16 protein-coding genes and 1 pseudogene are annotated in these 9,778 nt (G+C 56.0%); 5 read left to right on the forward strand and 12 right to left on the reverse strand.

Translation table 11 applies throughout. The features are described from left to right. Nucleotides 1-92 precede the first annotated feature (92 nt). The 12 genes and pseudogenes from ABM562_RS10550 to ABM562_RS10605 form a co-directional block, all read right to left on the reverse strand. Nucleotides 93-770 (reverse strand): hypothetical protein, encoded by a 678-nt coding sequence (locus tag ABM562_RS10550; protein WP_460421878.1) that lies wholly within the window; start codon nt 768-770, stop codon nt 93-95. Continuing rightward, nucleotides 767-889 carry a hypothetical protein gene (locus ABM562_RS10555; RefSeq protein WP_460421880.1) on the reverse strand — a complete coding sequence of 41 codons (123 nt, stop codon included), beginning with the start codon at nt 887-889 and terminating at the stop codon, nt 767-769. The genes ABM562_RS10550 and ABM562_RS10555 overlap by 4 nt, the downstream gene beginning before the upstream one ends. Further along, nucleotides 886-1,488 carry a recombination protein NinG gene (locus ABM562_RS10560; protein ID WP_460421882.1) on the reverse strand — a complete coding sequence of 201 codons (603 nt, stop codon included), beginning with the start codon at nt 1,486-1,488 and terminating at the stop codon, nt 886-888. The genes ABM562_RS10555 and ABM562_RS10560 overlap by 4 nt, the downstream gene beginning before the upstream one ends. Next, the gene (locus ABM562_RS10565) at nt 1,485-1,955 is read right to left on the reverse strand and encodes a hypothetical protein (RefSeq protein ID WP_460421884.1); all 471 of its coding nucleotides are present in this window, start codon (nt 1,953-1,955) and stop codon (nt 1,485-1,487) included. Before ABM562_RS10565 ends, ABM562_RS10560 begins: the two co-directional genes overlap by 4 nt. Next, complete coding sequence (locus ABM562_RS10570) at nt 1,948-2,169, reverse strand: hypothetical protein (RefSeq protein ID WP_460421886.1); 222 nt, start codon at nt 2,167-2,169, stop codon at nt 1,948-1,950. Before ABM562_RS10570 ends, ABM562_RS10565 begins: the two co-directional genes overlap by 8 nt. Then, the gene (locus ABM562_RS10575) at nt 2,169-2,963 is read right to left on the reverse strand and encodes a hypothetical protein (protein ID WP_460421888.1); all 795 of its coding nucleotides are present in this window, start codon (nt 2,961-2,963) and stop codon (nt 2,169-2,171) included. The genes ABM562_RS10570 and ABM562_RS10575 overlap by 1 nt, the downstream gene beginning before the upstream one ends. Beyond that, on the reverse strand, nt 2,950-3,876 hold the full coding sequence (locus ABM562_RS10580) for a helix-turn-helix domain-containing protein (protein WP_460421890.1): 927 nt from the start codon (nt 3,874-3,876) through the stop codon (nt 2,950-2,952). The genes ABM562_RS10575 and ABM562_RS10580 overlap by 14 nt, the downstream gene beginning before the upstream one ends. Beyond that, on the reverse strand, nt 3,873-4,160 hold the full coding sequence (locus ABM562_RS10585; protein ID WP_460421956.1) for an HNH endonuclease: 288 nt from the start codon (nt 4,158-4,160) through the stop codon (nt 3,873-3,875). The genes ABM562_RS10580 and ABM562_RS10585 overlap by 4 nt, the downstream gene beginning before the upstream one ends. 11 nt (nt 4,161-4,171) lie before the next feature. Beyond that, a pseudogene (locus ABM562_RS10590) lies at nt 4,172-4,472 on the reverse strand (phage replication protein); the annotation flags it as partial. Nucleotides 4,473-4,679: 207 nt separating this feature from the next. Next, the gene (locus tag ABM562_RS10595; RefSeq protein ID WP_460421891.1) at nt 4,680-4,916 is read right to left on the reverse strand and encodes a hypothetical protein; all 237 of its coding nucleotides are present in this window, start codon (nt 4,914-4,916) and stop codon (nt 4,680-4,682) included. A gap of 18 nt (nt 4,917-4,934) precedes the next feature. Next, nucleotides 4,935-5,129: a hypothetical protein gene (locus ABM562_RS10600; RefSeq protein WP_460421892.1), complete on the reverse strand. Its 195-nt coding sequence runs from the start codon at nt 5,127-5,129 to the stop codon at nt 4,935-4,937. A gap of 30 nt (nt 5,130-5,159) precedes the next feature. Continuing rightward, entirely contained in the window at nt 5,160-5,354 is a 195-nt protein-coding gene (locus ABM562_RS10605) for a Cro/CI family transcriptional regulator (protein ID WP_254468186.1), read from the reverse strand. A gap of 110 nt (nt 5,355-5,464) precedes the next feature. Here ABM562_RS10605 and ABM562_RS10610 point away from each other — a divergent pair, with 110 nt between their 5' ends. The 5 genes from ABM562_RS10610 to ABM562_RS10630 all read left to right on the forward strand — a co-directional run bounded on the left by ABM562_RS10610 (nt 5,465) and on the right by ABM562_RS10630 (nt 9,271). Then, nucleotides 5,465-6,277: a LexA family transcriptional regulator gene (locus ABM562_RS10610; RefSeq protein WP_460421894.1), complete on the forward strand. Its 813-nt coding sequence runs from the start codon at nt 5,465-5,467 to the stop codon at nt 6,275-6,277. 83 nt (nt 6,278-6,360) lie between these two features. Then, nucleotides 6,361-6,657 carry a DUF6388 family protein gene (locus ABM562_RS10615; RefSeq protein WP_460421896.1) on the forward strand — a complete coding sequence of 99 codons (297 nt, stop codon included), beginning with the start codon at nt 6,361-6,363 and terminating at the stop codon, nt 6,655-6,657. A 129-nt stretch (nt 6,658-6,786) separates the two neighbouring features. Beyond that, the gene (locus tag ABM562_RS10620) at nt 6,787-8,301 is read left to right on the forward strand and encodes an ATP-dependent nuclease (protein WP_460421898.1); all 1,515 of its coding nucleotides are present in this window, start codon (nt 6,787-6,789) and stop codon (nt 8,299-8,301) included. A gap of 228 nt (nt 8,302-8,529) precedes the next feature. Then, nucleotides 8,530-8,853 (forward strand): DUF2388 domain-containing protein, encoded by a 324-nt coding sequence (locus ABM562_RS10625; RefSeq protein WP_460421900.1) that lies wholly within the window; start codon nt 8,530-8,532, stop codon nt 8,851-8,853. Nucleotides 8,854-9,025: 172 nt separating this feature from the next. Then, a complete protein-coding gene (locus ABM562_RS10630; protein WP_460421902.1) occupies nt 9,026-9,271 on the forward strand; it encodes a hypothetical protein in 246 nt (81 codons plus the stop codon). Nucleotides 9,272-9,778: the final 507 nt, after the last annotated feature.

Genomic DNA, 9,778 nt, shown 5'->3' on the forward strand with positions numbered 1-9,778 from the left:
TCAGCTCACTCCTCAACACGCGCAGGAATGACAGGATGGGCTAATAATGCGACATGGCGACATGATATTGCAAGCCCTTTTGAGGCCCTCTTTCACGCCGCCTCGCCCGAAAGCACTCCAACCGCCTCAAGCATGTGCTGTGCCTCGACCAAAGCTTCATTCACCATCGACTCCAGATTACCCTTGATCGCCTTGTTCCAGCGCTGATAGGTGCGCTCCGTAAGCCCCTGGGAATCCCAATTCGTCATGTCGTAGATCGACTCTGACAATACGATTACACCAGGTTTCGTTTCAGCCACGGCCCGGGCATGCTTGTTGGCGCGCTCGACTGCGGCGGCGGCGGCCTTGTTCCGCCAACCCCACTGGCCGGCCTCTTCGTTCTCACGCGGTTCGGGCGCCTTTACTTCAACCACCTTTCGCTGAATGCCCTTGGCCTGCTGAGGTACCGCCCACACCAGCACCGCTCGCTGGGTAAAAAGCAGCGGCGCCGGGCTTGACACTACCGAGACGAGTCGGCCGATAGAGTCGATCTTCCTGCCGCTATGCGTGCTGTACTTCGCCACCAGGGCATTCCAGTGCCGCGGGCTGAGCTGGGCGTGCAGCAGCTTGTGCACGATGCAGTCAGCGAGCAGAGCCGCATCCTTGCCGGATATCTCGCCCTTGAGCTTGCTGGCTTGTACGCGAGGCTCGACTGAGCACCCACCAGCACTGTTGATCGTCTCGGCGGCCAGAGCCCGGACAACTGCTGAAACCACGTTCTGATAATTCACAGGCCATGCTCCTTCTTCCGTCGATTCGCAATCATCTGCCCGCGCACCCCGCACCAGGTGGAGGCGATCGCCATGACCAGCAGCAACATGCCGGCCGTATCGGTGATGGTCCAAGTCATGCTGCAACCTCCTTCAGTTGTTTGATCTTTGCCTGGTACTCGGCCTTGATGGCCTTCAGGTCTTCGATGGTGTGCTTGCAGGCCTGATGAGGCCCCTCCAACCAGGCCACCCGCTCGGCGCCGATGCGTTGCACCAACCGGATGCGGTACTCGACCGCGTTGCCGGACAGGTTGCGATTGCACTTCACGCACTGGCGGTGGACGTTGAGCGGCTCGAAGCGCAGCTCGGGGCAGGCGCCTACGGATCGGTAGTGGCCGGCGTCCCAGCGGCTGCCGGTGATCAGGTCGTGATCACTGGGCAGCGAGTCGCAGCTGATGCACGGCAGGTGCTGGTCGCGCAGGCGGATGTAGGTGTTGAATTCGGCCTGGGCCTCGCGCATGTAGTCGCCGCGGCTTTTGAGTTTCTCCTTGCGGACCTTGATCTCGCGGCGCTCGCGCTGGTCGATGGCCTTGCGGGCCTTTTCCCGATGACGCGGGGCATCGAGTGCCGCACAGGCCGGACTGCATACAGCCTGCCCCATGCGTGAAGGGACGAATGAGGCCCCACATGATGCGACACAGCATTTTTTCGGCTTAGGCAGCTTCCTTTCGATCGTCATGCGGCCTCCTGGCTCAGCAGGTCGTCGAAGACCACGCCATGGGAGGTGAAGTCAGCAACGATACGGTTGGTATAGGCGATGCCCTGGGCGCGATTGAAGAGACTGGTAACCGGGAAACCGTCCGGCCCCAGCAACTTGCAGTCACCCATCAAACAAAGTTTCTCCTCGTAGTTGAGGTGCTTCGTGGTTCGGTGCCAGGCGGCTCGGTAGTCCTCATCCTCGTTGATTAGGATCTGCACGCCGTGGTGCAGCTTGCAGTACTTGCGAGCCTCCGATGCGTCACCGATCTGGGTCATCTCGGCAATGCGCTTGTAGAACGCGAACCACAGAGCGTTCTGATCGAGCGTGCGGTCTTTGCCTGGGCGCAGGCTCACCACCACGAACTTCTTGTCGCGGTACATGGTGGTCAGGCAGGTGATGGCCTCGGAGAGCTTGGCTTGGCAGTTGACGCTGATGCGGTCAGCCATGGGCCACCTCCAGGTGAAGTTTTTCTGCGGCGCGCACCCTGTCAGTAAGCTGGCCGATCTCTTCGATCAGGCCGAGGGCCACCTCTTCCACAGTCAGCTCGCCGAGAAATTCGTCCAGAGCATCAAGGCGCAGGTGCAGATCCTGGTCGCCGGCCTTCCAAGTGCCTACCACTGCCCACAGCAGGGGCTGCAGCTTCGATTTGTCGATGTTCATCAGAATCTTTCCTTCGATTGCGCCGCAGCGATTGCCTCGCGGGCCTTGCGCTTGCGCAGATACGTATTGACTCGATCGGCCTGGGCCTTCTTGCGCTTATCACGGCCCTGTCGGGCCTTAGCGGCCTCAACGATTGAGCGGACTTCAGCAAGCTTCTCGCGCAGCTTCGGGGATGCTTGGACAGCGGTACCGGTGAGCAGTCCGGCGATGGCCTGGCCGTCTTCGGTGATAGGCGCGATGCGAAGATCGGCCAGGTACTTGGTGCCCGACTCCAGGGTGATCAGCTGCATACGCACAGCCGATTCGATGGCAGTCACTCGGCGAACCGGATCGAAACCGAGGGAAACACTCCAGGCAGCTGGCTTCGCCTCAGCCCGCGCTCCGGCAACCAACCGTTCGTAGGCGCTCATGAATGCCATCCTGGCGCCGACCTTGTCGCCCAGCGCAAGCACCGGTTGCGCCGCGGCCATGGCCTGCTGAATCTCGGCAGTCATCACCACGGTCTCGCTTTCGTCACTGGCGGTTAGGGCAATGGACCAGGCCTCATCCTTGCCAGGGCGACCGTCAGCGTCCTGCACTCGTTGCAGGATGTCCGCCATGGCGAGTTTTCCCTTCACCTCAAGCCGGCAGGCCTTCAGGGCGCCGCGGACGGTAGCCACTGGGTAAGCGCAGAGGTCCTCGGCCATCATCGCGGCAGTGCCTGGGTTCATTTCCTGCCCCATGGCCTCTGCCGTCGCGCAAATGGCAGCGGCCAATCCTGCTACCTGGGCATCGTTCATCTCACAGGTACTCATTGCGTTCCCCTGCCTGGCGCTTGGCCAGAACCAGTTGAGCCGCCTGTTCCGCTGCGGACAGGTTTGCCTCGGTGCGCTCCATCTGGCGCGCAGTTGTCCCGTTGACGCGCTGACCGGTCACCCATTGGGTGTGGTAGCTCTCGGCGTTCATCAGCAGTTCGTTGAGGCTGTGGCACTTGCGCAGAACAGCCGCATCGCTGGTTTTCAGGTAATGAGCGGCGACGTGATGGGCGACGTCAGCGCCGAGGCGGTCAACCAGTTGTCCAAGCTGGCCACCAACCTTGGCGTTCCAAACAGGCCAGGTGCTGTAACGCTTGCGGTAAGCCATGGCGTAATTCGCCCAGACTTTGAAGGTCTTGCAGGTCTGGTCTTTCGGGCCCGGCATGTCGGCAGGGATTTCAACCCGGGGGGCGTCGGAGCGATCAACGACCAGCACCAAGCCGCAGGACTGGTTCGGCACGACCTCGGCGAGAGCCGGGGGTGCAATTGGTTCAATGACCGGTTCATTGACTGGTTCAGAAGAGTGACTGGTTCTGGGTGCAGCTCCTGCACTACCCCCTAGTGCAGGAGATTCACTAGGGGGTGAACCTGCTGCACCACCCTGGTGAATTTGCTGCACTACCCCTGGTGCAGGAGGTGCACCACCATCTAGAGTCAAAAAGTACACATTTGAAGAGTTGCCCTTCGGCCCACCCTTCCGAATTTCCTTGCGGAGTAGTCCCGAGTTGCACAATGCGGCAATGTGGTTCATGACCGACCGCTTGCTGATCTCGCACTGGTCGGCGATGTGTTGGTAGGACGGCCAGCATTCCCCCATATCGCTAGCATTGTCTGCCAGCTTGATGAGAACAAGCTTGCGCAGTGGATTGCCGACGCGCAGCTTCATCGCGGCGACCATAAGTCCCATGCTCATGCTGCACCTCCGGCGAAACCACGAAAATCTATGGTTTTGACGCCCTTCCAGCTATTGCAGGACATGCATAGGGTTTGAAGATTTTCCATGGATGCTTTGCCACCCTGGATCTCGGGAATGATGTGATCAGCTCTCAAGCGGAGCAGCACAGAGCAGCCACAGCGCAGGCAAGCGTGCCCATCGCGGGTAAATACTCGAGCTCGCAAACCTGGAGGGATCGGCTTCTTCTTGGTTCGGCGGCGAGGTGTTTGCACTGGCGGCTGATAAGCACTGATGTGCCCCATACGGTTCGGATCCCACTCGGCAGCCTTCTCAGTAAGGCGGAAAAGAGTGATGTTCGAGGTACTGGAAAGCTCGATCAAGCCGACCTCCTCCAAGGCCTTCAGCATTCGATAAGCCGTGTCAGGCTTTTCGGTGAGAAGCGGCAGTTCCTCGATGATCTTGGCCTTGCTGAGTGCAAAGAAGATCCCGTCATCAGTCTTGAGCGCTTTCGCCCAGCTCGGGCAGCCGTAGACGAACGCGAACAGCAGCGCTTGCTGGGAGTTGAGTCCCCATTCGAGCGCCTTTGCCTGGTTGATCGTTACAGTGAACTGCATGTCAGGTCCCGCCCTGTAGGGACATCGCGCACAGCGACAAAGTGCGCGCCACATTTTCGCGGTTCGCAATTCGTGGCGCGGCCCTGGCCAGGAGGGCCTGTACATCATGGTGATGTGGGTGCATAATCGGTCTCACAGTGTTGTAACGACTGCAGTTGAAAAAGCCGACCTTGCCCGTCGGTTTTTTTATGCCTGCGATTTGGTGAGTCAGCTGAGGTCTTCATCAGCCCCTCCTTTTTCAGGGCCTATTAAGTCCGGCCCTCGCTTTGGTACCGGCAGATTCCGGATTTTTCCGGCACCTTTTGGCCTGGTCTTCTCGAACAAACGCTCTGTTCCCAGCTGCGCGGCGTACTCTGCAGGCGAAACGCCTGCCTTCTTCGCCAATCGCTCAAGCTTTTCGTAGAGGCGTCCATCGATCCCGTGGCAGATCGTGGTTTCAGGCACAGGGCCTCCTCCCGGCCTTCAGGCCATTTGGCTTTTGTCGGTAACATCGCTCTCGATGATGCTTTCCAGCTTTTCCTCAACGCACATGCGTACGAAGACAGCCAGTTGGAGCTTGTGGAGTCGTGCCACGGCCTTGAGCGCCTCATAGGTTTCCTGGTCGTAGCGCGACTTAATCTCCCGGTCTTTCAGGTGACTTTGGTCGTGGTATGCCATGCGGGTAATGCTCCTTGCTGATGAAAGGGGTTAGGCGGCGGATTTCTGTGATGGGAACGGACGCTGCTCTTGAGCCGACAAGCTGCCGTCTTCTTCGAGGGTCACGAACACATCTCGGCCAACGCGGATTGCCTTGCTAAGGGCGCCCTGCGTGCAGCCAAGCATCTGAGCGGCCTTGGTGTGGCCGTGCTCTTTTGCAAATTCGGAAAGCGGGATACGGCGCATAGCGACGTCCTCTACATAGGTTCTTCAACTCAAGTATGACCGCCGGTATTGTTTACAGTCAATACCGGCGATATTGGAAGCGCGAATACCGCAGGTAATACCATCCACCAATGACCAAAAACTCCCGAAGACTCCCACTGGCCGATTGGCAACTGGAAGACAGCGACCGCCTGAAAGAGATTTTTCAGCGGAAACGCACACCCCTAAAGCTGACCCAGGAAAAGATCGCTTCCGAGCTAGGGGATGGCGTAACCCAGGGCGCGGTCAGTCATTTCATGAATCGCAGGACAGCTCTAAGCCTGAAGGCTGCGGCAGTCTTCGCCAGAATGCTTGAAGTTCCGGTTTCCGATTTCAGCCCTACCCTGGCCGCAGAGCTCGAGCAATTAAGCTCCTCGCTTTCACCGGGGAGTGAAGATGCACGGAACAAGTTTGTCGGCGACGGGGTTGCTGCAAATACGCCACTCCCTGCTGGCGATGAGGCCAACGCGATCCTCGATCACCGTTACGCGTTCATTCCACAGTACAACGCGAAGGCGGCCGCTGGCCTGGGCAGCGAAAACCCGCACGTCGAGATGCGCTCGACGCTTGCGTTCAAGCGCGAATGGCTGAGGGTAAAGGGTGCCAAAGCAGATCACCTGATCGTCATTTACGCCGAAGGCGAAAGCATGTGGCCGACGATCAATGATCGCGACGTGCTTTTGATTGATAGATCCAAGGTCGAGCCGTTAGACGGGCAAATCTTCGTGCTCGCACATGGTGAGAAAACCATCGTTAAGCGCCTCGTACAGACCCCTCTCGGCAGTTGGTACTTACGCAGTGACAACGAAAACAAAGAAGACCATCCGGATCGCTCCTTCCTGCGTAGCGATACAAACGAGCACCGGATCATCGGCAAGGTGATATGGCGAGGAGGAGATCTCTAGCCATGCCCCTAACCAGGCCCAACCAGGAGCTGCGCCGAGACCTTCAAGGCCTGGCCAATGCCTCAGAACATACAGGGTAAAAAATGAGTCTCAGAGACCAAATCCACGAAAACGCTCTTGCCGTCACCCTTGAGGCCAACCCTCAGCTCCTTGGGGAATGTGATGACATGACTGAAGATTCTCTCTGCGGGATGAGCTTGGAGCAGTATCGGTATCTACGATTGGTACAAGCCTTGGAGAAAGAGGCAAGGAAGCATCGCATGGATGCTTGGGCGTACCAATTAATACTCGCCGAGGATGCCGGCATGGACGTTTCTGCCATCCGTGAAGAGGACAGGCGCGCAATAGCCGCCACGCTCGGCGTTGATGATCTTTTATGAGCGACATAACCGGCCGAGCTGCGACCACTGTGGCCTGGATATGCAGGCGAGGAAGGATCGTGCTTGACAGTTTATCTGAACTTATTTAGTTGACAGCGCTAATTAATTGACTAGCCATAGGAAGAGGGAATGTTCCAGAGCGAGATACGCGACAGCGAAATAATGGGGCTTTTCGAGAAGGTACAAAAGAAGAACTATAGGAAATACCTATATAAAATCAGTATCGACAAAGCCAGAAGCTATGAAAATGCTGTAGTGACTTTCGATTTTCCTGTAACCGCCATCATCGGGCCAAATGGCGGGGGAAAAACCACGTTACTGGGAGCTGCAGCCCTACCTTACAGAGATATCAAGCCGTCACACTTTTTCTCCAAAAGTGGAAGATTTGATGAAAGCATGCAGAACTGGAAAGTAGAATACGAAATAATAGATCGAGAAACAAAACAGCAAGACACTATAAAGCGGACAGCTAAATTCACCAATTTCCGCTGGAGCAGGGAGGCACTCCACAGGGAGACCAGAGTTTTTGGAGTTTCACGAACAGTTCCAGCCAGTGAGAGACCGGACCTCGCCAAGTGCATGTCCCGAAAATTCGATGTAAAGCCCTCTGCAATATCTGTTATGCCTAGCGAAGCGGCGCGAGCCGTGGCTACCATATTGGATAAAGATGTCAGCGAATTTAACTTTTTGAAAGTGGATACAAAAGGGAAAATCACTCTATTGGCGGGGCAAACCCCGCAGGGAGATAAGTACTCTGAATTTCACTTTGGCGCCGGCGAGTCAAGCATTATCCGCATGGTTGTAGCCTTAGAAACCATGGCTGAAAACTCACTAGTTTTGATTGAAGAAATCGAAAACGGCCTACATCCTCTTGCGACTATTAGGCTCGTAGAATACTTGATCGAGCTAGCCAGCAGGCGCAAAATTCAAGTTATCTTTACAAGTCACTCCAACGATGCCTTGAAGCCACTTCCGGACAAAGCTATTTGGGCAGCCATTAGAGGAAAAGTCTACCAAGGAAAGCTCGATATCGCTTCATTGCGCGCAATTAGCGGAGCGGTTGATTCTCGCCTGGCGATATTTGTGGAGGACAAATTTGCGAAGTCTTGGGTAGAAGAAATATTACGAAGTTCACCGGGAATAGCACTAGACGCAGTTGGCATCTATGCCATGGAAGGTGACGGAACCGCTCAACGAGTTCATCTAGATCATAACATCAACCCTGCCACCACCCAGAAATCGATCTGCATTGTGGATGGTGACTCAAAATACGACGCCAGTCATACATCCCTGATTTTCAAGCTTCCTGGAGAAAGTCCTGAAAGGTACATATTCAACAAAGTGCTTTCAGTGCTTGACGAAATTTCCGGCGAGCTGGCAGTAGCTCTTCTCAAACCTTATGAGAAGGCATCCGAAGTTGAAACAACCGTTCGCAGCGTCGCCAATACCAATCGAGATGAGCATACGATCTTTTCTCAAGTAGGTAAGCGACTTGGGCTGATCCCGGAGGCGCGTGTCCGAGAGGCGTTTCTCAGTGTCTGGGCGCGGTCTTTCCCTACTGAGCTGCAGGAGTTTCTAGACGGTTTCCGCTCCCTGCTTCCGAAAGAGACGCAGGAAATTCCACTTGGCGCCGTTCAGTACTGATGCTGCAATATCTTCGCAGCGAATTCCCTGCACGCAAAGGGGGGTAATGCTCACATCGACCTGCATTTTCGCGGAGTGCTGACTTCAAGGCATACGAAATGCCCGCCTCGGCGGGCTTTTTAATGCCAAGCAAGATGCCTGGCCCAGCGCCGGGCTTTCTTTTCTGGCAAAAACCCTATTCTGCTATCGTAGCGCCACCACAACTGAATTGTAGGGAAACAGGTGAGCATGGATTCATGGAAGAACCTGACGATCGCAGTACTGGCGACGATCAGCACTCAAGCCTTAGCGGAGAACAAGGGCTCGTACGAAAACTCGATGATGATGATCACGCTGGCTCCAACCACTCTCCTTTCAGGAACCACAGGACTTTCCGAGCTAGCTGTAAAAAACTTCAAGCCTGCCAAAGCTGATGCACTTGCTTTCATTGGCTCAGATGGCGAGATCCGCGGTGCTCAGCTCGAGCAGGCAGTTCGGTACTATCATGCAGCCTACAGTCCGCCACATATGACTGATGATCAATTAGCCCTAGCGATCGTCGCCAGTTTCTGAATCTGTCCCTTCGTATTTACATACAAGCCAGGCTCAGTCTGGGCTTCCAACTGCCGCTCTCTCTTAACCTGGACGGCTAACCCCATAACCGACTACTCCATGTCATGAGAGCTCGCGACGGCGGGCTTTTTACTGCCTGCTACGCTTTCCTCAGCGCCTTAGAGGAATCGACATGACCGCACTTCCCGATGATCCGACACCTGCCCTGCTCAGCCGGCTGAATCAAAACATCAATGCTTTGGGCGCAGCCATTGAAGAAATCGGGATTTGGATCGACCAGCGAGGCTCCACTGAGACATACCATCGTGTCAGTGAGCACCTTGAAGTGCTATCAGCAAACAGCGATGCCATTGCCGAGTTGCTAGTCGACTTGATTGCCAGGTGGAAACCGGAAGAGCCTGGGGATCCAGAGGATTGAGAAAGCTAGCGAACTGATATCGCTTGGCTACACTTAAATCAGCTGACGGATCAGCGCCCCGTGTGGAAAAGCAGCCCGCCTAGCGCGGGCTTTTTCATGCCTTCACGAAATTTTCACCCCGGCGCAGGCATGGTGAATTCTCATCCGTGAACACTTAGCCCGCCCTCCCCTGCGGGCTTTTCTTTGCCCGCTTGTGCGAGCTAGATTTAGTCGCCTCGCCTTCGGCGAACATAAGCAATGCTGCGTTGGCCTGACGAACCATCGCAGTCCACTCTGTTGTGCTTACCAAACCAGAATGCTGAAGCCGCTCGGCGACCGCTAGAGCTTGATCATATTCTGGCTCGCGCAAGTAACCCGCCCCAAGGTACTTCGCCGTCCAGTCAAGAATAACCAGATTCTGATGTTTTCCCTCCATCCCAAAGCCCCCGAGCCCCACAGTGCTAAAGGGCGGCGAGATTACATAATGTCCTCAACGTGAGATATTCGAACACCATACCGTTCATCCGG

It is taken from the genome of Pseudomonas sp. ZL2, assembly GCF_054788455.1.

Bases quoted from the DNA above. Each gene is read 5' to 3' on its own strand.
- ABM562_RS10555 (WP_460421880.1), bottom strand. From the start codon at position 889: ATGACTTGGACCATCACCGATACGGCCGGCATGTTGCTGCTGGTCATG.
- ABM562_RS10560 (WP_460421882.1), bottom strand. From the start codon at position 1,488: ATGACGATCGAAAGGAAGCTGCCTAAGCCGAAAAAATGCTGTGTCGCA.
- ABM562_RS10565 (WP_460421884.1), bottom strand. From the start codon at position 1,955: ATGGCTGACCGCATCAGCGTCAACTGCCAAGCCAAGCTCTCCGAGGCC.
- ABM562_RS10570 (WP_460421886.1), bottom strand. From the start codon at position 2,169: ATGAACATCGACAAATCGAAGCTGCAGCCCCTGCTGTGGGCAGTGGTA.
- ABM562_RS10575 (WP_460421888.1), bottom strand. From the start codon at position 2,963: ATGAGTACCTGTGAGATGAACGATGCCCAGGTAGCAGGATTGGCCGCT.
- ABM562_RS10580 (WP_460421890.1), bottom strand. From the start codon at position 3,876: ATGAGCATGGGACTTATGGTCGCCGCGATGAAGCTGCGCGTCGGCAAT.
- ABM562_RS10585 (WP_460421956.1), bottom strand. From the start codon at position 4,160: ATGGGGCACATCAGTGCTTATCAGCCGCCAGTGCAAACACCTCGCCGC.
- ABM562_RS10600 (WP_460421892.1), bottom strand. From the start codon at position 5,129: ATGGCATACCACGACCAAAGTCACCTGAAAGACCGGGAGATTAAGTCG.
- ABM562_RS10605 (WP_254468186.1), bottom strand. From the start codon at position 5,354: ATGCGCCGTATCCCGCTTTCCGAATTTGCAAAAGAGCACGGCCACACC.
- ABM562_RS10610 (WP_460421894.1), top strand. From the start codon at position 5,465: ATGACCAAAAACTCCCGAAGACTCCCACTGGCCGATTGGCAACTGGAA.
- ABM562_RS10615 (WP_460421896.1), top strand. From the start codon at position 6,361: ATGAGTCTCAGAGACCAAATCCACGAAAACGCTCTTGCCGTCACCCTT.
- ABM562_RS10620 (WP_460421898.1), top strand. From the start codon at position 6,787: ATGTTCCAGAGCGAGATACGCGACAGCGAAATAATGGGGCTTTTCGAG.
- ABM562_RS10625 (WP_460421900.1), top strand. From the start codon at position 8,530: ATGGATTCATGGAAGAACCTGACGATCGCAGTACTGGCGACGATCAGC.
- ABM562_RS10630 (WP_460421902.1), top strand. From the start codon at position 9,026: ATGACCGCACTTCCCGATGATCCGACACCTGCCCTGCTCAGCCGGCTG.